Annotated in this window: 21 protein-coding genes and 1 riboswitch; of the genes, 7 read left to right on the top strand and 14 right to left on the bottom strand. The window is 61.6% G+C overall.

Annotated elements, in window-relative coordinates:
• Positions 1–24: 24 nt before the first annotated feature.
• A complete protein-coding gene (gene serB, locus ACM6IT_RS15225) occupies positions 25–1,239 on the bottom strand; it encodes a phosphoserine phosphatase SerB (RefSeq protein WP_414918266.1) in 1,215 nt (404 codons plus the stop codon).
• A gap of 135 nt (positions 1,240–1,374) precedes the next feature.
• On the opposite strand from serB, the gene ACM6IT_RS15220 reads away from it, so the two are divergent.
• Positions 1,375–2,892, top strand: coding sequence for an AhpA/YtjB family protein (locus ACM6IT_RS15220; protein WP_414918265.1), 1,518 nt, complete (start codon positions 1,375–1,377; stop codon positions 2,890–2,892).
• A 201-nt stretch (positions 2,893–3,093) separates the two neighbouring features.
• On the opposite strand, the gene ACM6IT_RS15215 is transcribed toward ACM6IT_RS15220, so the two are convergent.
• The 9 genes from ACM6IT_RS15215 to ACM6IT_RS15175 form a co-directional block, all read right to left on the bottom strand.
• Entirely contained in the window at positions 3,094–3,807 is a 714-nt protein-coding gene (locus ACM6IT_RS15215) for a membrane integrity-associated transporter subunit PqiC (RefSeq protein WP_056725495.1), read from the bottom strand.
• A gap of 204 nt (positions 3,808–4,011) precedes the next feature.
• A complete protein-coding gene (parC, locus tag ACM6IT_RS15210) occupies positions 4,012–6,282 on the bottom strand; it encodes a DNA topoisomerase IV subunit A (protein ID WP_095943185.1) in 2,271 nt (756 codons plus the stop codon).
• A gap of 7 nt (positions 6,283–6,289) precedes the next feature.
• Entirely contained in the window at positions 6,290–6,814 is a 525-nt protein-coding gene (locus tag ACM6IT_RS15205) for a TIGR02281 family clan AA aspartic protease (protein WP_056725499.1), read from the bottom strand.
• Positions 6,811–7,800, bottom strand: coding sequence for an esterase-like activity of phytase family protein (locus ACM6IT_RS15200; RefSeq protein WP_414918264.1), 990 nt, complete (start codon positions 7,798–7,800; stop codon positions 6,811–6,813). Before ACM6IT_RS15200 ends, ACM6IT_RS15205 begins: the two co-directional genes overlap by 4 nt.
• Complete coding sequence (gene parE / locus ACM6IT_RS15195; RefSeq protein ID WP_414914214.1) at positions 7,800–9,704, bottom strand: DNA topoisomerase IV subunit B; 1,905 nt, start codon at positions 9,702–9,704, stop codon at positions 7,800–7,802. Before parE ends, ACM6IT_RS15200 begins: the two co-directional genes overlap by 1 nt.
• Positions 9,705–9,754: 50 nt before the next feature.
• The gene (locus tag ACM6IT_RS15190) at positions 9,755–10,363 is read right to left on the bottom strand and encodes a YqiA/YcfP family alpha/beta fold hydrolase (RefSeq protein WP_056725505.1); all 609 of its coding nucleotides are present in this window, start codon (positions 10,361–10,363) and stop codon (positions 9,755–9,757) included.
• Positions 10,364–10,569: 206 nt separating this feature from the next.
• A complete protein-coding gene (cpdA, locus tag ACM6IT_RS15185; protein WP_414918263.1) occupies positions 10,570–11,385 on the bottom strand; it encodes a 3',5'-cyclic-AMP phosphodiesterase in 816 nt (271 codons plus the stop codon).
• 112 nt (positions 11,386–11,497) lie between these two features.
• Positions 11,498–11,950, bottom strand: a complete 453-nt coding sequence (locus ACM6IT_RS15180) for a DUF1249 domain-containing protein (RefSeq protein ID WP_007977461.1) — start codon at positions 11,948–11,950, stop codon at positions 11,498–11,500.
• Positions 11,941–12,558, bottom strand: coding sequence for an NUDIX domain-containing protein (locus ACM6IT_RS15175; protein WP_056725510.1), 618 nt, complete (start codon positions 12,556–12,558; stop codon positions 11,941–11,943). Before ACM6IT_RS15175 ends, ACM6IT_RS15180 begins: the two co-directional genes overlap by 10 nt.
• Before the next feature lie 224 nt (positions 12,559–12,782).
• Between ACM6IT_RS15175 and ACM6IT_RS15170 the strand changes: the two genes are divergently transcribed.
• A complete protein-coding gene (locus ACM6IT_RS15170; protein WP_102669298.1) occupies positions 12,783–13,529 on the top strand; it encodes an RsiV family protein in 747 nt (248 codons plus the stop codon).
• On the opposite strand, the gene cytX is transcribed toward ACM6IT_RS15170, so the two are convergent.
• Together cytX and thiC are read right to left on the bottom strand one after the other, a co-directional pair.
• Positions 13,498–14,790 (bottom strand): putative hydroxymethylpyrimidine transporter CytX, encoded by a 1,293-nt coding sequence (gene cytX / locus ACM6IT_RS15165; protein WP_414914211.1) that lies wholly within the window; start codon positions 14,788–14,790, stop codon positions 13,498–13,500. The two genes, ACM6IT_RS15170 and cytX, sit on opposite strands and share 32 nt — an antisense overlap.
• 115 nt (positions 14,791–14,905) lie before the next feature.
• Positions 14,906–16,795: a phosphomethylpyrimidine synthase ThiC gene (gene thiC / locus ACM6IT_RS15160; RefSeq protein ID WP_056725516.1), complete on the bottom strand. Its 1,890-nt coding sequence runs from the start codon at positions 16,793–16,795 to the stop codon at positions 14,906–14,908.
• 166 nt (positions 16,796–16,961) lie between these two features.
• Positions 16,962–17,067: riboswitch (TPP riboswitch) on the bottom strand.
• Between the two features lie 205 nt (positions 17,068–17,272).
• Here thiC and ACM6IT_RS15155 point away from each other — a divergent pair.
• On the top strand, positions 17,273–18,712 hold the full coding sequence (locus ACM6IT_RS15155; RefSeq protein ID WP_056725518.1) for a TolC family outer membrane protein: 1,440 nt from the start codon (positions 17,273–17,275) through the stop codon (positions 18,710–18,712).
• A gap of 100 nt (positions 18,713–18,812) precedes the next feature.
• On the opposite strand, the gene waaA is transcribed toward ACM6IT_RS15155, so the two are convergent.
• Both waaA and ACM6IT_RS15145 read right to left on the bottom strand, forming a co-directional pair.
• Positions 18,813–20,090 carry a lipid IV(A) 3-deoxy-D-manno-octulosonic acid transferase gene (gene waaA / locus ACM6IT_RS15150; RefSeq protein WP_414914210.1) on the bottom strand — a complete coding sequence of 426 codons (1,278 nt, stop codon included), beginning with the start codon at positions 20,088–20,090 and terminating at the stop codon, positions 18,813–18,815.
• An 11-nt stretch (positions 20,091–20,101) separates the two neighbouring features.
• On the bottom strand, positions 20,102–21,004 hold the full coding sequence (locus tag ACM6IT_RS15145; protein ID WP_414918262.1) for a LysR family transcriptional regulator: 903 nt from the start codon (positions 21,002–21,004) through the stop codon (positions 20,102–20,104).
• A 103-nt stretch (positions 21,005–21,107) separates the two neighbouring features.
• On the opposite strand from ACM6IT_RS15145, the gene ACM6IT_RS15140 reads away from it, so the two are divergent.
• From ACM6IT_RS15140 to ACM6IT_RS15125, 4 genes are all read left to right on the top strand, one after another.
• Positions 21,108–21,440 carry a DMT family transporter gene (locus ACM6IT_RS15140; protein ID WP_015093202.1) on the top strand — a complete coding sequence of 111 codons (333 nt, stop codon included), beginning with the start codon at positions 21,108–21,110 and terminating at the stop codon, positions 21,438–21,440.
• A gap of 147 nt (positions 21,441–21,587) precedes the next feature.
• Positions 21,588–22,763: an NAD(P)/FAD-dependent oxidoreductase gene (locus ACM6IT_RS15135; protein ID WP_223541739.1), complete on the top strand. Its 1,176-nt coding sequence runs from the start codon at positions 21,588–21,590 to the stop codon at positions 22,761–22,763.
• Complete coding sequence (locus ACM6IT_RS15130; RefSeq protein WP_056725522.1) at positions 22,760–23,572, top strand: aldo/keto reductase; 813 nt, start codon at positions 22,760–22,762, stop codon at positions 23,570–23,572. The genes ACM6IT_RS15135 and ACM6IT_RS15130 overlap by 4 nt, the downstream gene beginning before the upstream one ends.
• A 32-nt stretch (positions 23,573–23,604) precedes the next feature.
• Positions 23,605–24,570: a metal ABC transporter ATPase gene (locus ACM6IT_RS15125; protein WP_414914207.1), complete on the top strand. Its 966-nt coding sequence runs from the start codon at positions 23,605–23,607 to the stop codon at positions 24,568–24,570.
• Positions 24,571–24,590: the final 20 nt, after the last annotated feature.

The following is a 24,590-nucleotide window of genomic DNA, read 5'->3' as shown; positions in this document are numbered from 1 at the left end:
GCTCCCACATTTATTTCGGGTGTATCAGAGCTGTCCGTCGCGATCGCGGAAGCCCAGCAGATACAGCACGCCGTCCAGGCCCAGAGTCGAAATCGCCTGCTTGGCCGACTGCTTCACCAGCGGCTTGGCACGGAACGCCACGCCCAACCCGGCAATCGCCAGCATCGGCAAGTCATTGGCACCGTCGCCGACCGCAATGGTCTGCTCCAGGCGCAAGCCTTCCTTGTGTGCCAGTTCCTTCAGCAAATCCGCCTTGCGCTGCGCATCGACAATCGGCTCGACCGCCACGCCGGTGACTTTGCCGTCGACCACTTCCAGTTCGTTGGCGAACACGTAGTCGATACCCAGCCTGGCCTGCAATTGCTTGGCGAAGTAGGTGAAGCCACCTGACAGAATCGCGGTCTTGTAGCCCAGGCGCTTGAGTTCGGCGAACAGGGTTTCAGCACCTTCGGTCAGGCGCAGCGAGGCGCCGATGGAGTCCAGCACATTAACGTCCAGCCCCTTGAGCAAGGCCAGGCGTTCCTTGAAGCTGGCGCGAAAATCCAGTTCGCCGGCCATCGCCCGCTCGGTGATTTCCGACACTTTTTCGCCGACGCCTGCGGCCTTGGCCAGTTCATCGATCACTTCGGCTTCGATGAGCGTTGAATCCATGTCGAACACAGCCAGGCGACGGTTGCGACGGAACAGCGAATCTTCCTGGAAGGCAATATCGACATTCAGTTCCTGGGCAACGCTGAGGAATTCGGCACGCAGCGCCTGCGGATCAGCCGCTTCGCCACGCACGGAAAACTCGATGCAGCCCTTGCCCTTGTCGGCCGGCGTGTCCAGCGGCATGCGCCCGGACAGACGATCGATGTGGTCGATGTTCAGGCCATATTTGGCGGTGATCGAACTCACGGCCTGCAACTGCCCGGCCGTCACCTTGCGGGTCAACAGGGTCACGATGTGGCGTTTTTTGCCCTGGTTGCCGACCCACTGCTGGTAATCCTCTTCGGACACCGGCGTGAAACGCACCTGTTGATCGAGCTCATAGCCCTTGAACAGGATGTCCTTGAGCACGGACCTGCCTTGTTCGGTGTCGGGAATTTCAACCAGGATACCGAACGACAAGGTGTCATGGATCACCGCCTGACCGATGTCGAGAATGTTCACACCACCCTGGGCCAGAACGCCGGTAATGGCCGCAGTCAGACCCGGACGGTCGACTCCCGTGATGTTTATCAGGACGATTTCGCGCAAGGCGCACCCCCGCAGGTGGAAAAAAACCGCATTCTACCCACTTTCAGTGACCATCGGGCACCGTGAGCGCTTTGACGGTCTAGGGCCTGTCGCTATACTGCGCGTCAACTCCACGGACAAAAGAGCCGAGCTCAAGTGAACCGGCCTACGCCAGTAAAAACCGACAACTTCTTCCTGCTGATCTTCCGGGCACTGCGTCACCGCCGTGTACCGATTGCATTGCGCATCGCCAGCCATAACGTGATCCTGGTCGCCCTGGCCCTGGTCATCTATGCCGGTGTGATGGGCCTGCAGTTCAAGCAGGCCATGCACGAGCAGGCGGATGCGCTGGGCGAAAGCCTGACCACGCAGACGGCCACCTCGGCCACCGAGCTGTTGGTGTCCAATGACATCCTCAGCCTCAATGTGCTGCTCAATAACCTGACCAAGAACAAGCTGGTGGCCCACGCCGCCATCTACAGCCCGGACAACCGCATCCTCGCCGAATCCGGCCAGCGTCCCAAGCATAGCCTGCTGGGCGAAGCCGAGGGCATGTACCAGAGCAAGATCACCTTCCAGGACGTGACTGCCGGGCAATTGCGCATCAGCCTGGACATGGACCAGTTCCAGCAGCCGATGACCATCAGCCTGCAAAGCATGGGCATTCTGAGCGCCATCCTGCTGGCTTTGTCCCTGGCCCTGAGCCTGCGCATGGGGCGTTATCTCTCAACGCCACTGCTGCAATTGCGGGTATGGCTGCGCAATATCGACGAATACACCCCGGCCACCGACCGCCAGGACGAAATCGGCGACCTGGCGCGCCAACTGCACGCCAACTTCGCCCCGGAGCCCGCCCCTGTGCCGGAACCGGAGCCGGAATTCGACGACATGGATGACGAGGCCGACCCGGCCTTCGAAGTCCGTAACCTGCGCGACCCGAGTTTCGACGAGAGCCGTCCGGTAGCGGCGCTCAAACCAGCGCCACGGCAGATCGTCAGCACCGTCGAAGACGACGATGATGAAGACCCGTTCGCCGATCTGCGCGACGAGTCGCTCGACAGCGCCCCACAACCGGTGGTTCGCAAGCCCACGCCGAACGTGCCGCAACACAGCGCGGTGCTGGCGGTGCAACTGGGCTCCCAGGAGCAACTGCGTCGCCTGCCGCGGGCACGTCTTGAAGAACTGCTCGAACGCTATCGCGATTGCCTCGACCAGGCCGCCTCGCTGTATCAGGGCGAAGTAGAGACCTTGAACGATGGCAGCACGTTGATGCTGTTCCACACAGAAGACAGCGGCGACGATTACCTGACCAACGCCATCTGCTGTGGCGAACTGCTGCGGGCCCTGGGCCACCAGTTGCAGATCGAAGTCGCGGACAGTGGCATCACCCTGCAATTGCAACTGGGCCTGACCCTGGGCGACGAACTGTTCGGCCTGAGCCAGATCGACCTGCTGCTGACCGATCCCGCCCAGGACGCCCTGGCCCTGTCGCAACACAGCCGCAACCTGCTGCTGGTGGAGCGCAAGATCAGTGACGACGCGTTGATCCGCCAGCGCGCACGGATCCGCCCGATTGCCAGCCCTGAGGGGGCTTGCTGCGTGGAGCGGTTGATGGAGCCGTATCCATCGATGCTGGAGCGGCAATTGGCGCGGATGCACGAGCGCCGAGCGTAGGAGCTGCCGAAGGCTGCGATCTTTTAGCCTTTAAGCCTGCAAGCCCGCAGATGAGCGATCGTCTGCGGGCTTTTTTGTGGCCTGCTCCGGCCTCTTCGCGGGCTTGCCCGCGAAGAGGCCGGAACTGACGCCAGATATCTCCATCCTGCAGAAACAACAAAGCCCGCATCTATGCGGGCTTTGTTTCAAATCCATCCAGCCTTAGAAGCGGAACACTTCCATATCCGTACGAATCGGCGCGGCCATCGGGATCTTCGGCTGCTTTTCCTGTTCTACCGCAGGTGCTGGCGCCTTGGCTGCCGGCTTGCGCGGGGCTTCGGCGATCGGCGGCTGATTGGCCAGGGGCTTGAGCGCCACCGACAATTGCTCGGCCAGGCGTTGCAACAACACGCCCTGTGCCTGGACCTGAGCCGCCGTGGTACCGGCATGCTGTTCCTGCAAATGGATGATGCGGTTGTCGCGGACCTGCCCGCGACGGTCGATCAGGCGCCATTGCGCGTCGAGGATCGCCGGCTGTTTTTCACCCGAATCCAGGCGCGTGATAGTCAGCAGGACCTGGACGTCCGGTGTAAAGCCCAGTGTTGCCGGGGCCAGCACTACGCGCTGGCTGTCCAGGCGACCTGCGACCTGACGCAGTAGCAGTTGATCGATATCCGACGAAAGGCTGCCAGCCCAACGACCGTCGGTCGAGGCTTGCAGGCTGCCATCGGGCTGGCGCTGCAACAGGGTTTCGCGTTGCAGGTAGTCGGCCACGGTCACAGGCCCCAACAATACCGCCATGCCCGCGTTCTGTGCGGGCTGAACCGGACTACCCGCGTCCAGCTGATACAACGACACCGGTTGGTGAACGCTGCAACCCGCCAGGCCAAGAACGCCGGCGAGCAAAAGAATAAAAGGAAGGCGCAGAGCAGTCATCGTCCCATCCAGGTGGTCGCAAAAAGGCTGACCACAGTGAAAATACTCAATAAATATGAAGAACGCGCGGCAATGCCGGCGCTTGAAAGGCCATATCATCCGTGAATATGCGTTCCGACTCCAGCGCAAAGCGCCGAACTACGGGTTAAATCGTAGATCGGCGCCTCAAACTCGCGTTCTTCGGTCAACTGAACGCAGTAGCGCTCAGTTGACCGGGCTTTCGACGAGTAGCGCATCTACCCGCTGGAAGCCCCGCGGCAACTTATTGCCACGACGACCACGTTCACCCTTGTAGTGTTCGAGATCGTCCGCTTTCAGTGACAAGGTACGTTTCCCGGCCTGCAACACCAGTGTTGCACCGTCCGGCAATACGGCGATGTCCGTCACATACTCTTCACGACTGGCCACTCGTTCACCGGGGATCCCGATGATCTTGTTGCCTTTGCCCTTACCTAATTGTGGCAGGTCGCTGATCTTGAATATCAGCAGGCGACCTTCGGTCGTCACCGACGCCAGCCAGTTCTGCTCACGATCGGCCACAGGGCGCGGCAGCATGACCTTGGCGTTGTTCGGCAGGCTCAACAGGGCCTTGCCCGCCTTGTTCTTGGCTTGCAGGTCTTCACCCTTGACCACGAAACCGTAGCCGGCGTCGGAGGCAATCACGTACAACGCGTCGTCTTCGGGCATCAACACGCATTCGAAACTCGCCCCTGGCGGCGGCGTCAGGCGACCGGTCAGCGGTTCGCCCTGGCCACGAGCCGACGGCAAGGTGTGGGCGGCCACCGAATAACTGCGGCCGGTGGAGTCGATAAACACGGCAAACTGGTTGGAGCGCCCGGCTGCCAGAGCCTTGAAACCGTCCCCGGCCTTGTAGGAAAGCCCGGTGGCGTCGATTTCGTGGCCTTTGGCGGAGCGAATCCAGCCTTTTTCCGACAGCACCACCGTCACTTTCTCGTTCGGCAGCAGATCGTGCTCGGTCAGGGCCTTGGCTTCGGCGCGCTCGACGATAGGCGACCGACGGTCATCGCCGTAGGTTTCAGCGTCCTTGATCAGCTCGCTGCGCACCAGTTTTTTCAACTTGGTTTCGCTGCTGAGCAGGGCTTGCAGCTTGGCTTGTTCCTTGAGCAGTTCATCCTGCTCGGCACGCAGCTTCATCTCTTCCAGTCGCGCCAACTGACGCAGACGGGTGTCGAGGATGTAGTCAGCCTGGATTTCGCTGAGGGCGAAACGTTCGATCAGCGCGGCTTTCGGGTGTTCCTCGGTACGGATGATGTGGATCACTTCATCCAGGTTGAGGTAGGCAATCAACAAACCGTCCAACAGGTGCAGGCGACGCTCGACCTTGTCGAGGCGGAATTGCAGGCGACGACGCACGGTCTGCACCCGGAACTCCAGCCATTCGACCAGCAGCGCCCGCAGGTTCTTCAGCTGCGGCTTACCGTCCAGGCCGATGATATTGATGTTGACCCGGTAGCTCGACTCCAGCTCGGTGCTGGCGAACAGGTGCTGCATCAGGGCATCGTGGTCGAAGTTTTTTCGCGCGCCCGGAATGATCACGATCCGGCACGGGTTTTCGTGGTCGGATTCGTCACGCAGGTCGGCGATTTGCGGTGCCTTGGACGGCTTGGCCTGCATCATCGCGGCGATCTGCTCAAGCACCTTGGCGCCCGAGACCTGATGTGGCAGCGCGGTGACGATGATGTCGCCGTCTTCGATGTGATACACGGCGCGCATGCGCACCGAACCGCGACCGGTTTCGTAGATTTTCAGCAGGTCGGCGCGCGGGGTGATGATTTCCGCTTCGGTCGGGTAGTCCGGGCCCTGGATGTGTTCACAGAGCTGTTCGACCGTGGCCTTGGGCTCGTCGAGCAAACGCACGCACGCCGTGGCGACTTCCCGCAGGTTGTGCGGCGGAACGTCGGTGGCCATGCCCACGGCGATACCGGTGGTGCCGTTGAGCAGGATATTCGGCAAACGTGCCGGCAACACCAGCGGTTCGTCGAGGGTACCGTCGAAGTTCGGGCCCCAGTCCGCCGTGCCCTGGCCCAGCTCGCTGAGCAGCACTTCGGAATAACGCGACAGCCGCGCTTCGGTGTAACGCATGGCGGCGAAGGACTTGGGATCATCCGGCGCACCCCAGTTGCCCTGGCCGTCGACCAGCGTGTATCGATAGCTGAACGGCTGGGCCATCAGCACCATGGCTTCGTAGCAGGCCGAGTCGCCGTGGGGGTGGAACTTACCGAGCACGTCACCGACGGTACGCGCCGATTTCTTGTGCTTGGAATCGGCGTCCAGCCCCAACTCGCTCATCGCATAAATAATGCGGCGCTGTACCGGTTTCAGACCGTCGCCGATATGCGGCAAGGCACGGTCCATGATCACGTACATGGAGTAGTTGAGGTAGGCATTTTCGGTGAAGTCAGCCAGTGACCGGCGTTCTACACCGTCCAGGCTGAGATCAAGGGAGTCGCTCATGCGGGCCTCATCGGTTCGTTGTCTGGCGCAGCAGCATGGTGCCACCGCGCTGGGTAAATTCAAGTTTGTTCAGTGCGCTCATGCCGAGCAACACCTGATCGCCGTGCAGCCCCGGGGCCACCAGTGCGCGTACATCCCGTAGCACGATGTCGCCCAGTTGCAGGCGCTCGATACGGGTGCGATAGCCCTGGCTCAGGCCGTTGGCCGTGCTCAGGGTCACGCCGAATCCTTCTTCGAGCTTCAAGCGCTTGGCCAGGCCCGCCGGAATCGACACATCGGTCGCCCCGGTATCGAGCATGAAGTCCACCGGCTGGCCGTTGATCTGGCCGCTGGCGACGAAATGCCCCTGCACATTGCTCACCAGTTTCACCTCGATGAAACCTTCGCCCTGCTCCGAACTGACCACCACATTCGGATTTTGCTGACGCGCTTCCCACTGGGCGAAAAACCGCGTGGCCAGAAACAGCGCCGCACACCAGGCCAGCACCATGAACACCCGGCCGATACGCTGCCCCGGGCTTTGTTGTCTCATGGCCTGGCACTCCAGCCACCTTCCGGTGCGGCGAAACGCCAGACCACCGGGCGGACTTCACCATCGGCGCGCGCGCCGAAGTTATTGTCGACACCGATCCAGGCGCCATCGGCATCCACGATCAACGCTTCTTCCAGCCCGTAGTTCTGTGAATAACGACGGCTCTCCTCCAACAACTCGGCGGCGTACGACCAGCAGCGCTCGACCTTGGCCGTCTGCGCATCCCGGCGACAGATCTGGAAGGCATTGCGGTCAAGGGTGAACAGCTTGCCGTTGAACAGCGACAGGTCAGAAAAATCCCGCGGGACAGGCTTGGCACGGGGAAACTGCTCGGGCTGCATTTCCATGCCCGCCTCGCTCAGCAGCACGCAACCACCGTCGCAATCCCACAACGTCTGCTGGCGCTTGATCATCAGTAACCCCCGGCCTTGACGCTCGGCGGCGAGCCACATCCGATCCCCCGCCGGATTGATCACCAGCCCTTCGAACAGCGCATTGAATTGCAACAGCAGGCCTCTGGCCCGTGCCTCGCGAACCATCATCGGCGAAATTTTAAGCCAGGTGGCAGGCCCCGTTGGCGGCACTTGCAAGACAGCGGCATGGCCTTCGCTGACGATGTAGCGATTGCCGGCGCTGTCACAGGTGATGCCTTCGAAGTCCAGATCGCCGCCACGCACGAACGAAGCCCCCCAGACGCGAGACTTCAGCCCCCAGGGCAAACCGCTGTCCGGCACCGTCGGTACGTCGATGTGCACAGTTTGTGCCTGCCACACGGATTCGCGGGTATCGAGGCGGTAGATCTGGCCATCGTCGCGGTCGGAAACCGCCCACAGGTCATTGCCGCACTGCGCCAGCCCGGACAGGTTGCCGCCGCGCATGCCGTCGATGACATGCCCGGACAACACGCGCAGCTGTGACGCCGGCTCGGCGGATACCGTAATCGACGTCAGCAGCAACCCACAGGCCAGGGCAAAGCCCAGACGCATCAGCCCAGCACCTCGGCCAGGTTGCCCTTGGACTCCAGCCAGGTCTTGCGGTCACCGGCGCGTTTCTTCGCCAGCAGCATATCCATCATTTCCGAGGTGGCCTCGAAATCTTCCAGGGTCAACTGCACCAGGCGCCGGGTGTTCGGGTCCATGGTGGTTTCGCGCAGCTGTGGCGGGTTCATTTCGCCCAGCCCCTTGAATCGGGTGACCTGCGGCTTGCCGCGCTTCTTCTCGGCCACCAGGCGATCGAGGATGCCATCGCGTTCGGCTTCATCGAGGGCGTAGTAGATCTCTTTGCCCAGGTCGATGCGGTACAACGGCGGCATCGCGACATAGACGTGACCGGCATCCACCAACGGGCGGAAATGCTGGACGAACAAGGCGCAGAGCAAGGTCGCGATGTGCAGACCGTCGGAGTCGGCGTCGGCGAGGATGCAGATCTTGCCGTAGCGCAGCTGGCTCATGTCCGCCGCGCCCGGGTCGACGCCGATGGCCACGGCGATGTTGTGCACTTCCTGGCTGGCCAGCACTTCGCTGCCGTCGACTTCCCAGGTGTTGAGGATCTTGCCCCGCAACGGCAGGATCGCCTGGAATTCCTTGTCCCGTGCCTGCTTGGCGGAACCGCCGGCGGAATCACCTTCCACCAGGAACAGCTCGGAACGCATCGGGTCCTGCCCGGCACAGTCGGCCAGCTTGCCCGGCAGCGCCGGGCCTTGGGTAATGCGTTTGCGCTCGACCTTCTTGCTGGCCTTGAGGCGACGGCCGGCATTGTTGATCGCCAGTTCCGCCAGCAGCATGCCGGTTTCCGGGTTGGCATTGAGCCACAGGCTGAACGCATCCTTGACCACACCGGAGACGAACGCCGCCGCTTCACGGGACGACAGGCGCTCCTTGGTCTGGCCGGAGAATTGCGGTTCCTGCATCTTCATCGACAGCACGAAGGCGATGCGCTCCCAGACGTCTTCCGGCGCCAGCTTCACCCCGCGCGGCAACAGGCTGCGGAACTCGCAGAACTCACGCATGGCGTCGAGCAGACCTTGGCGCAAGCCGTTGACGTGGGTACCGCCCTGGGCCGTCGGGATCAGGTTGACGTAGCTTTCCTGGACCGCGTCGCCACCTTCGGGCAGCCACAACAGCGCCCAATCCACCGCTTCTTTATTACCCGCCAGGCTGCCGCAGAACGGCTCGTCCGGCAGGCGCTCGAATTCGCTGACCGCATCCACCAGGTAGGAACGCAGGCCGTCTTCGTAATGCCATTCGATTTTCTCGCCGGTGGCCTTGTCTTCAAAGCTGACCAGCAACCCCGGGCACAACACGGCCTTGGCCTTGAGCACATGCTTGAGGCGGCTGATGGAGAATTTCGGGGAGTCGAAGTATTTCGGATCCGGCGCAAAGAACACGCTGGTGCCGGTGTTGCGCTTGCCGACCGTACCGACGATTTCCAGCTCGGTGGCCTTGTAGCCATCCTTGAAGGTCATCTGGTATTCGTTGCCGTCACGCTTTACCCGCACCCGCACTTCGGTGGACAAGGCGTTGACCACGGAAATACCCACCCCGTGCAGACCGCCGGAGAACTGGTAGTTCTTGTTGGAAAACTTGCCACCGGCATGCAGCTTGGTGAGGATCAGCTCGACACCCGAAACACCTTCCTCGGGGTGAATGTCCACCGGCATGCCACGGCCGTCGTCGCTGACTTCCAGGGAATGGTCGGCATGCAGGATCACCTGCACCGATGAGGCATGCCCGGCCAAGGCTTCGTCGACACTGTTGTCGATGACTTCCTGGGCAAGGTGGTTCGGCCGACTGGTGTCGGTGTACATGCCGGGGCGTTTGCGCACCGGGTCGAGGCCCGAGAGGACTTCGATGGCGTCTGCGTTATAAGAGCTAGCGCTGGGAGTGGCCATGGGGTCTCGTCGTCAGTGTTCGGTGAAAAAAGAATTCATGGGGCTATCGCTCACAATGCGGTGAAATCGATTGCCTGATACAAATCGGCGCCAATGCCGGCAAAACTCAACATGGCCGGCAGTTGCGTGGCAAAACCCTGGAAACCGTGATCGCCGCCCGCCTGGATACGCAAGGCGCATGCCCGGTAATACTGCTGGGCGAGGCGATAGTCCAGTGTTTCGTCAGCTGTCTGCAACCATACCTGATAACGCTGTGGATCCTGGGGCGCCGGCACTTCCAGTTCGGCCAGGGCCGTCACGTGGTCGTGGGTCATTTCCCAGGTCTCTTCGGTATACAGGTTTTTCTGCGTCCCCAGAAAGCCGTCGAACATCCGGTGCGGGCTGACGGCAGGGTTGATCAACAGGGCTTTCAAGCCAAGGCGCTCGGCCAGGTGAGTGGCATAGTAGCCGCCGAGCGAGCTGCCGACCAGCAGTGGCCGCCCCAGCTCGGCAATCGCCTGTTCCAGCTGCTCGATAGCCTGACGCGGATGGTGGTGCAACGCCGGAACGCGCAAGTGTTCGCTCAGGCCCAGACGCTCCATCACCTCGACCAACTGACAGGCCTTCTTCGACAACGGCGAGCTGTTGAAGCCGTGGATATAAAGGATCGAACCGGACATTTGAGCTCCCTGTGCGTCGGCTAAAGAGTCGGAGTTTACAGGGACCTGGGGGAATCGGGGATATCCGCGGAAATCACGGCGTCTGTGTAGACGCCTTCGCGAGCAAGCCCGCACCCACACTGGGCCTGCGTCGGTCACAAGCCCCCCCTGTGGGAGCGGGCTTGCTCGCGAAGGGCGCAACTAGGTTTTCCAGAAAAAATGAAAAATCAGTAACCGCTGGAACCGTAATCCACAGTGAAATCAAACCCGGTCACCCGCTCCACCCCGGTTTCCAGCCGCCCGTCGGGAAGCAACCACAGCCAGCGATAGCCCGGCGCCTGTTCCCCGACCTTGAAATCCTCGCTGCCGGGTTCGAACTGGATGCAGGTCGACGGCGAAGCGATCAGACGTACGCCGTTACGTAATTGATCGATTTCCTGGTGCACATGCCCCCACAGCACGGCACGCACCTGTGGAAAACGATCCAGCACTTCAAAAAACGCCTCGGGATTGCGCAGACCGATAGGCTCCATCCAGGCGCAACCAATCGAAACCGGGTGATGGTGCAAGCACACCAGATGATGACGTTCCGGCGCTTCGCTCAACGAGCGGGCGAGCAACTGCAGCTGTTCATCCTGCAAATATCCCGGCACCGAGCCTGGCACCGCCGAATCGAGCAAGGTGACCCGCCAGTTGCCGATATCCACCACAGGTTCCAGCAAAGCGCTCTGCACCGCCGCCTCGGCCATGATCCGTGGCTCGTCGTGATTGCCGGGAATCCAGCGCGCCGGTGCATCGAGCTGACGCGTCATGTCGCGAAATTGTTGGTAAGACTCCAGCGTCCCGTCCTGGGACAGATCACCCGTGGCCAGGATCAAGTCAATCCGTGGCTGTTGCGCGCGCACCAGCTCGATGACCTTTTGCAGGCTGTCGCGGGTGTTCATGCCCAGCAACGCGCCGTCCGCTTCGGCAAACAGGTGGCTGTCGGAGAGTTGCACCAGCAACGCCGGATCGGCGGTGGTCAATGTGGATACGCTCGGCAAGGCGTTCTCCCAGGGCGTGATCACGGGGATGGGTAAGTGCCGCAATTATGCTGGGGGACGATCGAAAGAGGAAATCTGTGAACCTGACGCAGTTCACAACTGCGCTTCACAACTAACGTACGACTTCGTACTCATGCCCCAGCGCCAGGCAATGGCTCAGCCATTCGCCCAGAAACATGTTCAGCTGGGCCTTTTCGTCCGGCTGGTGCATCGAGGCATTCGGGTAAGGATAGATGCCGCGAAAGCGTCGTGCATGTTCGGCGCTGACCACTTCGGCCATGCGCGCGTCGTGATAGACCTGCACTTCCAGTTGCGGCACCGGCAGCCAGGGCAGGCTGTGCTCCTGACGCACTTGCAGGGTCGTGGTGTAAGGACAGGTCAGCAGGACTTCCAGGGCCAGCACACCGAGCATCTGATCGCCATGGGTCACGGCGATGCGCCGCGCGGCGGGCTCGCTGCGCATGTCCGGCAGCAGTCGCATCAAGCGCGCGTAGTTCGCCTCGCAGGACGCTTGCAGCCCCACCAGGTCCACCCGATAGCGATCGCGCAGCTTGTTTACGACCATAACCCCCTCACTTCAACGCGGTTCAAAGCCAGCCATTGCAAGGCAATGATGCTCGCCGCGTTGGCAATACGCCCGTCGCGCACGGCTTGCAGGGCATCTTCGAAAGCCCAGACCGTGACGCGGATGTCTTCTGCCTCTTCCTCCAGCCCATGCAGGCCGCCAACCCCGGTAGTGTCGCAACGCCCCAGGTACAGATGCACGAATTCGTTGCTGCCGCCCGGCGATGGAAAGTATTTGGTGATCGGCCAGAGCGCCCCGATTTCAAGCCCAGCTTCCTCCTGCGCCTCGCGGTGAGCAACTGCTTCCGGCACTTCATCCTTGTCGATCAGACCAGCGACCAGTTCGATCAGCCACGGGTTGTCGGTCTTGTCCATGGCGCCGACGCGAAACTGCTCGATCAGCACCACTTCATCGCGCTGCGGATCGTAAGGCAGCATGCACACTGCGTCATGGCGAACGAACACTTCGCGATTGATCTCGCGGCTCATGCCCCCGGCGAACAATTCGTGGCGCAAGTGCACGCGTTCGAGTTTGTAGAAGCCCTCGTAGCACTTTTCGCGCCGCACGATATCAACGGCGGTCGGAATGGCGTTGGCAAAATCCGTCATGACTATCCTCTTTTACTGCAAGTCCTGTTCGAGGTGCTTTTTTCCTGGGCCTCGACTTCGCGCCATCCTAACGCGCCCGTGACGTTTGATGCAGCCCCTTTCCTGTCAGCGGGATGGACGGTGAGGGCGAAACCCACTCTAATTAGCTTAGTGGCGAACTGACTGCTTTGTTGAGAGTCGAAGCCGGTAACTTTTTGCCTTCCCCTGTTTCAGAAAGGACGCTCATGTCGCTTTTCAAAATCGCCTCCGTGGCCGCTATCGCCCTGACCCTGGGCGCTTGCGCGAGCCTGTTCCAGCCCAACTACCGGACGCCGCTGGAGACCACCCGCGACGCCTCCGAGCAACTCAAGCCCGGTTGCAGCAATCCGGATTGCCCGCTGGTCAACATCGACACCCTGCACTTCCCGGACGAGCCTGCGCTGGACGGGATCATCGAAAAGCGCCTGCTGCAAATGACCCGCACCTCGCCCGACGCGCCGGTTGCCCCGACCCTGGCGGCCTATCGCGAAGAGTTTTTGCGCACCGCCGGCCCGCGCTTCAGCAGCTATCTGCAGGCAAAGGTACGTGAGCAGCATGACGGCTTGGTGATCGTCGAATTGTCCAGCTACCTGGACACCGGCGGCGCCCACGGCACCCCAGGTCGAGGTTTCATCAACTATTCACGCCAACAGCATAAAGTGCTGACACTGTCGGACATGCTGGTGCCAGGGCAGGAAGACGCATTCTGGAAAGCCGCGCAAGTGGCACACAACAGCTGGCTGATCAGCACCAAGCTCGATCAGGAACCGGAGTTCGTGAAGAGCTGGCCGTTCCAGAAAACCCAGAACGTGGCGCTGACCTACGGCGGGGTGATCCTCAAGTACGAAACCAGCACCATCGCGCCTTACGCGCTGGGCCATGTCGAACTGAAGATCCCCTACCCTCGCCTGAACGGCATCATCAAGCCCGAGCTGTTTCCCGGCCGTAACTGAAGGCCCGGCCCAGCACTAGCTGGAGCAACCCTGCCACGACCAGTGCCGGCAGGGTCGCGCCGATATCCGGATACAGGTTGGCCAACAAGTGATAGGTGCTGACCCCGCCCAGCCAGGCAAGCAGCGCCGGCCAGCGCAGTGCGGCCGAGGCCACCTGGGCGCTGCGCTTGCGCAGGATGAAGTGGTCAACCAGCACCACGCCGAACAACGGCGCAAACACCGAGCCGATCAGCAGCAGGAAGTTCTGGTACTGGGCTAACGGCGCCAGCAGGGCAATCAGCGTGCAGATAACGCCGATGGCCAGGGCCAGGTGCTCGACCTTGGCGCGCAACAGAATCCCGCTGGACACCGCCGCCGAGTGAATATCGGCAAAGGCGTTTTCCGATTCATCCAGAAGAATCAGCAGCAGTGGAATCCCCAGGCCGGCACCGGCCAGCGCCAGCAGCAAGGCATTGACTTCACCGCTCGGCGCGAACGCCAGGGTATAGGCCACGCCCAGGCTCATCAGCCAGAAATTACCGATGAAGAAACCGATGGCGGTGCCACCGAAGACGTTTTTCGCCCGCTTGCCGAAGCGCGAGTAGTCGGCGATCAGCGGCAACCACGACAGCGGCATGGCAATGGCGATGTCGAAACCCACAGCGAACGGCATCGAACCGTCACCGGCCTGGGCCCACAATGCGGCCAGATCAGCCTTGGCGAACAGGTTCCAGGTCAACCAGGTGCACGCGGCCAGCAGCAGCCAGATGCCCCATTTGCGCAGGATCTGCCGGACGAACGTCAACGGGCCGCTGACAGCCAACAGGGTCGCCAGCGCACCGAAGAACAGCGTCCACATTATCGGATTGGACAGCCAGCTACCGTCGCTGAACGCCTTTGCGCCCAACAGACTGGCGGCGTCGCGCATGACGATGATTTCGAACGAACCCCAGCCGATCAATTGCAGCAGGTTCAGCACCGCCGGCAGGCTCGCGCCTTTGGCGCCGAGGCTGAGCTTGAGCGCGGCCATCGACGACAGGCCAGTGTCACTGCCAATCACGCCAACCGCGGCCAGCAGCAAAACGCCGACCAGGGTGCCGAGGAAAATCGCCAGCAACGAACCGGACAGGCCCAGGCCTGGCGCGAGCAATGCGCCGGTCTGCAACACCATCAGGCCGATGCCGAGGGAGAACCACAGGGAAAACAGGTCGCGACCGCCGAACACACGATTGTCGGTCGGCACCGCGATATCGGGAGAATAAGTGCTGGGTTGAATGCTCAAGGGTGTTATCTCAGAGGGACACATTTTGTTATTCGGATCTTCGCTGACTGGTCTGACGCCATCGCGAGCAAGCTCGCGATGGCGGCGGTGAAAACACCGCCGACCTCAGCTCAGATCAAACTTTCTGATACAGCTGACTGCCTTCCTGCTTGAAGCGCTCGGCCTGTTCGGCCATGCCCTGGGCAACGTCCACGTCGACCGCTTCGATCCGTTGGTTGGCCGCATACTCGCGGACTTCCTGGGTGATCTTCATCGAGCAGAATTTCGGCCCGCACATCGAGCAGAAATGCGCGACCTTGGCCGAATCCTTCGGCAGGGTTTCATCGTGATACGAACGCGCGGTGTCCGGATCCAGGCCCAGGTTGAACTGGTCTTCCCAGCGGAATTCGAAACGCGCCTTGCTCAAGGCATTGTCGCGGATCTGTGCGCCCGGGTGCCCCTTCGCCAGATCGGCGGCATGCGCGGCGATCTTGTAGGTGATGATCCCGGTCTTCACGTCATCCTTGTTCGGCAGGCCCAGGTGTTCCTTCGGTGTCACGTAGCAGAGCATGGCGCAACCGAACCAGCCGATCATCGCCGCACCGATGCCGGAGGTGATGTGGTCGTAGCCCGGTGCGATGTCGGTGGTCAGCGGGCCGAGGGTGTAGAACGGCGCCTCGTCGCAGCACTCCAGCTGCTTGTCCATATTCTCTTTGATCAACTGCATCGGCACGTGGCCCGGGCCTTCGATCATGCACTGCACGTCGTGCTTCCAGGCAATCTTGGTCAGCTCGCCGAGGGTCTCCAGTTCGCCGAACTGCGCTTCGTCGTTAGCGTCGGCAATCGACCCCGGACGCAGGCCATCGCCGAGCGAGAAGCTGACGTCGTAGGCCTTCATGATTTCGCAGATGTCTTCGAAATGGGTGTAGAGGAAGTTCTCTTTGTGATGCGCCAGGCACCACTTGGCCATGATCGAACCGCCACGGGAGACGATGCCGGTCACGCGCTTGGCGGTCATCGGCACGTAGCGCAACAGCACGCCGGCGTGGATGGTGAAGTAGTCGACGCCCTGCTCGGCCTGTTCGATCAGCGTGTCGCGGAACAGCTCCCAGGTCAGGTCTTCGGCCACGCCGCCGACTTTTTCCAGGGCCTGGTAGATCGGCACCGTACCGATCGGCACCGGCGAGTTACGGATGATCCACTCGCGGGTTTCGTGGATGTGCTTGCCGGTGGACAGGTCCATGACCGTGTCCGAACCCCAGCGAATGCCCCAGGTCAGTTTCGCCACTTCTTCTTCGATGGACGAACCCAGGGCGCTGTTGCCGATGTTGCCGTTGATCTTCACCAGGAAGTTACGGCCGATGATCATCGGTTCCAGTTCGGTGTGGTTGATGTTGGCCGGAATGATCGCGCGGCCACGGGCGATTTCGTCACGGACGAATTCGGGGGTGATGATTTTCGGCACGCTGGCGCCGAAGCTGTGGCCGGCGTGTTGCTGGTCCAGCAGGCCGGCGGCGCGGGCCACTTCCAGCTTCATGTTTTCGCGGATGGCGACGTATTCCATCTCGGCGGTGATGATGCCCTGGCGCGCGTAGTGCATCTGGCTGACGTTGGCGCCCGGCTTGGCGCGACGCGGGTTGTTGACGTGGGCGAAGCGCAGCTTTGTCAGCTCAGGATCGGCAAGGCGTTCCTGGCCGAAATTCGAACTCAGGCCGCTCAGGCGCTCGGTGTCGCCACGGGATTCGATCCACGGCGAACGCACGTCGGCCAGGCCTTTGCGCACGTCGATGATGACGTTGGGGTCGGTGTACGGGCCCGAGGTGTCGTACACCACGACCGGTGCATTGATCTCGCCGCCGAAGTCGGTCGGCGTCACATCAAGGCTGATTTCGCGCATCGGCACGAGGATGTCCGGGCGAGTGCCCTGGACATAGATTTTTTGCGAGCGGGTAAACGGCTGAACCGATTGCTGATCGACCTTGGCCGAGTCACTCAGGTTGGTGGCGATTTTTGATTTTGTAGTCATCACGGGCTCTCCAGACACACATCCAGGCAGTGGATTTTTTGTCGGAGCGAACCTGTAAACGAATGGACGCACGGGCGCTGGAGAAACCAGCTGTGCTGTGCTCAGTGCTCGAGGGGTGTTCGATTGTCGAACAACATCCCGGACGAAGCACAAGAGGACTCGCCGGGTGACGAGAAATCTTGTTCCCTACGCAGGCGCTAACCTGATCAGGTTCAACGGGATCCGAAATTATTCGATCTCAGCCTCATAGCAAGGCACCCCGACAAGAACCCGGCCAGTCTAGACACAACTGGCAAAGAACGCCAATCCCACTGCAATTACCGTGATGAATGGCGTAATTACACGCAGTATCAGGATTGTTGCGGCCCCAATGCACAACTACACTCGCTACGCTGAGCCGCTCATTGACGCTGTCAAACCATGGCCTTAGCCTTGGCGCTCAAATTACCTCTGTAATATCAATTCTAGGGATCGTCTATGCTGCGCAAACTCTCACTGGCCCTCGCCGTGTCTTGTGCGTCCAACGGAATGGCCTGGGCAGCAGATGCGCCCTTATCGGCCAAGACGGACCTGGTCAGCGTTTATCAGGAAGCCGTCAACAACAACGCCGACCTGGCGGCTGCCATCGCCCAATACGGCGCGCAGAAAGAAGTCGTGCCCCAGGCCCGCGCCGGGCTGCTGCCGAACCTCTCGGGCGGCGCCAATGTTGCCGAGGTGCGTACGTCGCTCGATCAACCTTCGGGCACGACCAACCGCGATGCTCATTCCTACCAGGCCACTTTGGCGCAACCTTTGTTCCGCGCCGATCGCTGGTTCCAGTTCCAGGCCGCCAAGGAAGTCAACGAACAGGCTGCCCTGCAACTCTCGGCGACCGAGCAAAACCTGATCCTGCAAACCGCTGACAGCTATTTCAACGTGCTGCGCAGCCAGGACAACCTGGCCTCGACCAAGGCCGAAGAAGCGGCGTTCAAACGCCAGCTCGATCAATCCAACGAGCGTTTCGATGTCGGCCTCTCGGACAAGACCGACGTATTGAACTCACAGGCCAGCTACGACACCGCACGCGCCAACCGCATCGTTGCGCAGCGCCAGGTGGACGACGCCTTTGAAGCATTGATCACCCTGACCAACCGCCAGTACAACTCGATCTGGGGCATCAGCCATAACCTGCCGATCCTGCCGCCAGTACCGAACGACGCCAAGGCCTGGGTCGAAACCGCGGGCAGGCAGAACCTCAATCTGTTGGCCAGCAACTATGCCGTCAGCGCCGCCGAACAAACTGTCAAGCAGCGCAGGTCCGGGCACTTGCCAACGGTTGACGCGGTCGCCAAGTACGAGAAAGGCGACAACGATGCGCTGGGCTTCAGCAATCCGGTTCCCTTGGGCCAACCCTACGGCGGCAACGTCGAGCAAACGACCGTGGGCCTGCAACTGAATATCCCGATCTACAGCGGCGGCCTGATCAACTCCCAGGTGCGTCAGTCCTATGCACAACTGGACCAGACCGAGCAGCAACGCGAATCCCTGCGCCGCAGCATCGTGGAAAACACCCGCGACCTGCACCGCGCGGTGAACACCGATGTCGAGCAGGTACAGGCGCGCAAGCAATCGATCATCTCCAACCAGAGCGCTGTGGAAGCGACTGAAATCGGCTATCAGGTGGGTACGCGAAACATCGTCGACGTGCTGGATGCGCAGCGTCAGCTCTACACCTCGGTACGCGACTACAACAACACCCGCTACGACTACATCCTCGACAACCTGCGCTTGAAGCAACAGGCCGGCACGTTGAATCCGGGGGATCTGCAAGTCCTGGCACGCTGGCTCAATCCGAACTACAACCCGGACAAAGACTTCCTGCCACCGGATCTGGCCAAGGCGGCAGAGGAGCAGTTGAAAGCGCGACCTGATCAGTAAAAACCAAAGATCGCAGCCTGCGGCAGCTCCTACAGGATGAATATCAATCCCGTGCAGGAGCTGCCGCAGGCTGCGATCCTTTTCTGTCCGACGACTCGGTCTATTGGCCGATCAACCGCCCCAACCCGTCCAGCAAGCGCTGCAATGCGCCCTGATTGGTGCGCATCACTTTCAACCCGGCCTCTGCCATTCGCTGCGCATCTCGCGGCAGTTCGAACAGCCGCTGCACCGCCACCGCCAGCCCTTCGGCATCCTCCACTTCCTGCAACGCCCCGGCACTGCGCAACTGCGCGGCAATTTCGAGGAAGTTGAAAAGATGCGGACCGCTCAATACCGGTTTAGCCAAGGCTGCTGGCTCCAGCAAATTATGCCCGCCATTCGGCACCAGGCTGCCGCCGACGAATGCGCTGTCAGCCAGGGCGTAGAGAAACAGCAACTCGCCCATGGTGTCGCCCAGCAGCACTGAAGTATTTGCGCTGACCGCATCGCCACTGGAACGGCGGACCGTGGCAAACCCCTGTTGCTGGCACAACCCGAACACCGAATTGAAGCGCTCCGGATGACGCGGTACCAGAATCAGCAGGGCATCGGGGTGACTGGCCAACAACTGACGATGAGCCGCCAGCACCACCTCGTCTTCGCCGTCATGGGTACTGGCCGCGATCCACACCGGTCGTTCCAGTGCCCGCCATTGCCCGCGCAGTTCAACAGCGCGTTCCAGCAGTTGCGGGTCGATGGTCAGGTCGAACTTGATCGAACCGGTCACTTCGACGGTTTCGTTCCGGGCGCCCAGGTTGCGCAAGCGTTGCGCCTCGGCTTCGGTCTGCACCGCGAACAGGCTCATCTCGGCCAGCATCGGCTGGGTCAGCCTGGGGAACCGGCCATAGCCCCTGGCCGAACGCTCGGACAGCCGCGCATTGGCCAGTGCCACGGGGATCCCGCGCTTGGCGCATTGATGGATATGGTTGGGCCACAGTTCGGTTTCCATGATTACCGCCAGTTTCGGCTGGACCCGATCGAGGAAGCGCCGGGCAGCGCAAGGCAGGTCGTAAGGCAGATAACAGTGCTGGATGCGCGGCTCATTGGCGAACAGTGCATGGATGCGTTCCGAACCGGTCGGCGTCATGCAGGTCACGGTGATCGGCAGATCCGGATAACGCGCCAGCAAGGCGCGGATCATCGGCGCGGCCGCAATGCTTTCGCCCACCGACACGGCGTGCACCCAGATGCCGCCCGGTTTCATCGCCGGCATTCCGTAGGAAAAGCGCTCGCCGATACGCCTGGCATAAGCCGGCGCCTTGCGCGCGCGCAGCCAAAGCCGAATCGCTACCAATGGCAGCCCCAGATAAAACAGCGCGGTGTAGAGAGTTCTATTCATGGCGGCGGAGTTTATCGGCTTTTTTCGCCTATCGCCTGCAAGTGCACGGCAAAACGTTCGGCGAGCCAGCGCGCGGCCGGACCGAGCGGTTCATCCCGGCGCCATACCAGTTCCACCACCAGGGCCGGCGGGGTCCACTCGCTGACCAGCTCGACCATCTGGTTCTGATAGGTCGGGTACTGAATTACGTGGCGCGGCAACCAGGCCCAGCCGAGGCCGCGCACCAGCCATTCGGCCATCACATAGAAACTGTCGGCACGCCAGACCTGCGGGCTGGCCGGATCACTGCCGGGATAAATGCTCGACTCCGTGGACATCAGCAACTGCCGATGTTGCGCCAGCTGCTGGCCGTCCACTGCACCTTTGCGCGCCAACGGATGATCCTTGCCGCACACCGTAACCATTTCCACGCTGCCCAGCACCCGCCGCTCAAGCGCCTCGGGAATCTGATCATGAAAGAACAGCAACCCCAAGTCGGCGCGCCGCTCCACTAGTTTGCGCGCCACATCGCCTTGGGCGGCGCTGGTCAACTGCACTTCAAGGCTGGGAAATTTTTCCGCCAGGGCCTCGAAGCTTTCGATGATCGGCTGATAAGGCATCGCCTCATCCTGTGCCACACGCAGTCGCGCTTCCTGCCCGCGCATCATCGCCAGCGCCCGGCCATTGAGTCGTTCGCACTGGCGCAATACTTCCCGCGCTTCGTCCAGCAAAGCGGTACCGGCTTCAGTGAGTTTCGGCTGACGACCGCTGCTGCGGTCGAACAGGCTGACGCCCAGGTCTTCTTCCAGCAACGCTATCGAACTGCTGACCGCCGACTGCGCCTTGCGCTGATCCCGCGCCACGGCAGAAAACGAACGCTGCTCCGCTACGCTGACAAACAACCGCAGCTGCTCCAGATTCCATTGCATGCTCATGGCCCAACCCATCTTCTAAACAGATAGGTAATGACTTTACCGCATCTGGCGAATCTCTAGAATGCCGACCTCAGAGAGCAACACTTCACACGAGGATTGACCCATGACCGCTTACTACTACCTGGCCATTGCCATCTGCGCCGAAGTGATTGCCACTGTTTCGATGAAAGCGGTCAAAGGCTTCAGCACCCCGCTGCCACTGGTGCTGGTCATCGTCGGTTACGGGATCGCCTTCTGGATGTTGACCCTGGTGGTGCGCAGCGTTCCGGTGGGCGTGGCGTACGCCGTGTGGGCCGGCATGGGGATCGTGATGGTCAGCGTCGCCGCGCTGTTTATCTATGGGCAGAAGCTGGACGTGCCGGCGATGCTGGGGATGGCGTTGATTGTGCTGGGCGTCGTGGTTATCCAGCTGTTCTCCAAGACTGCCGGGCATTGATAAAAAGATCGCAGCCTGCGGCAGCTCCTACAAAGGCAGACCGGACCCACCCGTAGGAGCTGCCGCAGGCTGCGATCCTTTTCCCGTCTCAGCTCCAATCCATGAATCTGTATACTGCGCCCTCGTCTTGAACACTGAGGTCGCCGAATGCCATCCGTTATTTCCACCGACGTGCTGATTGTCGGCGCTGGTGTCGCCGGCCTCTGGCTGAATGCGCGCCTGCGTCGCCAGGGTTTTTCGACCGTGCTGGTGGAAAGCGCCAGCCTCGGCGGCGGGCAGAGCGTGAAGTCCCAGGGCATCATCCATGGCGGGGCCAAATACGCGCTGCATGGCGCCCTGACTGGTGCCTCGGAAGCCATCGCCGACATGCCACGTCGCTGGCGTGAAGCCCTGGCCGGTAACGGCGAGCTGGACCTGTCCGGCGTACGCCTGCTGTCCGAAGCCCATTACCTCTGGTCCCCCGGCACCCTCGCCGGCAACCTCACCAGTTTCTTTGCCAGCAAAGCCGTGCGCGGTCGCGTCGATCAGGTCAAGGGCGAGCAATTGCCGCCAGCCCTGCAAGACAAGCGCTTCAAGGGCAAGGTCTATCGCCTGGCGGAACTGGTGGTCGATGTGCCGAGCCTGATCCAGCGCCTGGCCGACCTGGCCGGCGATGGCTTGCTCGCCGGCCAGACGATCGAGCCGCTGCTCGAAGGCGGCGTGCTGGTCGGCCTGAAGGTGGACGAGCGCGAGATCCGTGCCCAGCGCATCGTCCTGAGCGCCGGCGCCGGAACCGCGGCATTGCTCGAAACGCTGGGCCTGAGCCAGCCCGCCATGCAGCGCCGCCCGTTGCACATGATCATCGCCAAGGGGCCAAGCCTCAAACCGCTGTACGCCCACTGCCTGGGTGGTGGCACCAAACCGCGCATCACCGTGACCACGCACCCGGCGGCGGATGGCCAATGGGTCTGGTACCTGGGCGGCGATATCGCGGAATCCGAAGGCGTGACCCGTGAACCCGCCGAGCAGATCGCCACCGCACAGAAAGAACTCGGCCAATTGCTGCCATGGATCGACCTGAGCACGGTGCAATGGGCGACCTTGCGCGTGGATCGCGCCGAACCGCTGCAATCAGGCCTGACCCGTCCCGACAACGCCTTTGTGGCCGAGGAAGGTCGACTGCTGGTGGGCTGGCCGACCAAGCTCGCCCTGGCACCGGACTTCGCCGACCGCGTCATCGCCAGCCTGACCCGCGACGGTATCCGGCCAAGCCACCCGGCAGCGCTGCCTGAACTGCCTAAGCCACCGATGGGCGTACCCGCCTGGGAGCAACTGCTGCCATGAGCCAACCGACCCTGCACGACTTGCATCGCCCGCTGGGCAGCACCGGCCTGCTGGTTTCCCCCCTGGGCCTGGGCACGGTGAAACTGGGCCGCGACCAAGGGGTGAAGTACCCCAACGGCTTCCAGATTCCCGATGACGACGAAGCACGCATGCTGCTCAAACTCGCCCGCGACCTGGGCATCAACCTGATCGATACCGCCCCGGCCTACGGTCGCAGCGAAGAACGCCTGGGCCCGTTGCTGCGCGGCCAGCGTCAGGATTGGGTGATTGTCAGCAAGGTCGGCGAAGAGTTTGCCGACGGCCAGTCCCGTCACGATTTCAGCGCCGCACACACACGTATGTCGGTGGAGCGCAGCCTGCAACGCCTGGAAACAGACTTCATCGACCTGGTGCTGGTGCACTCCGATGGTAATGACCTGGCGATCCTCAATGACTGCGAAGTCTATGACACCCTCGCCGAGCTCAAGGCCGAAGGCAAGATTCTCGGTTTCGGCTTTTCCGGCAAAACCGTCGACGGCGGCCTGAAAGCGCTCGAGCAAGGCGACTGCGCGATGGTCACCTACAATCTCAACGAACAAAACGAGAAGGCCGTCATTGACTATGCTGCTGCACACGGCAAAGCCATTCTGGTCAAGAAAGCCCTCGCCAGTGGTCATGTCTGCCTGAGTCCGGGCGTGGATCCGGTGCGCGCCAGTTTCGAGTTGTTGTTTGAACATCCGGGTGTTGCCAGTGCTATTGTCGGGACCATCAATCCGCTGCACCTCGCCCACAATGTCGCGACCGTTGCCCAGGTCCTACGTAGCCACTGACGCCGCCCACGCGGCCTTAAGCAGGAGCCGACATGTCGCGTACGCTCATCAGAAAGAACCCGAGCAACTTCAAGACCCTGCCGTTATTCGTCGAAGCGACCCCCGAAGGCCTGGCTTACCAGAGCGTCGGCAGGCCGCTGAATTTCTCCCAGACCCTGCAACGTCGTCGGCCGGTGACGGTTGGCGACAGCGAACGGTTTGCCCTGGAACTGGCCAACCTCGGGGTTTCGGTGCGCCTGACCCTGCATTGGCAGAATCGCGACTATTGGGTGCTGGTGCGCCAACGCCGGCAGGACCGCGGCGATGTGGTGCTCAAGCTGATCTCCGGGTACGTGCCGGCCCATGAACTGAACCTGCCCTTGCACACGGCGATCCAGGAGATAGCCGAAGAGTGCCTGTTGGAAACCCCGGAAGGCTGGCTCGGTGGGCGCTTCAATGACACCTGGCTGCCGACGCCCTACTCGGCCGCCCTGCATTACCGCGAAGCCCTGCCGTTTCGCTTGTCGCCACTGTCCGGCTCGGCGCGGCCGGTACGTTGCGCCAACCTGATGCTGATAGAGCGCCCGCGGGCTTACGTGCATTTGCCAACCGCCTCGCTGCAACTGATCTACGACTTGCGCCTGGACGTTCCCAAGGATGCCAAATCCCTGAGCCTGTTCCATGTCGACGAACGACTGGAAGGTGATCAACTCGTCGCCCGCCTCGACCGCAAGCGCCCCGATCTGTACTTGATGCCCTTGCAGGACGGCCACCCGATGGCTGAGCTCTACACCTTGAAAAAGGATCAGCTGTACCCTGCCAGCACGCGCGGACTGTACCTGGCCGAGAGTTTTGCCCGACAGGAGGGCTGGCTGGTTCGCGACGAACGAATTCGCTGGAAGGACTGGGTGAGGCAGCAGGGTCTGACCCCGCCGGGGAAGGATTCGGGCCTGGCGCGATTGCGCGGCAAGGCCAAGCAATTGCTAAAGAAAATTGTGCCGCGCAAGGCGGCACGATAGCAAGAACCAGGAGCGGGGCT

Origin of the sequence: Pseudomonas sp. IT-P4 (assembly GCF_949767755.1) — a bacterium.
In the GTDB taxonomy this organism is placed as follows: domain Bacteria; phylum Pseudomonadota; class Gammaproteobacteria; order Pseudomonadales; family Pseudomonadaceae; genus Aquipseudomonas; species Aquipseudomonas monachiensis.
Note: the sequence above shows the minus strand (reverse complement) of the source record. Positions and strands in the feature narration are given on the sequence as shown.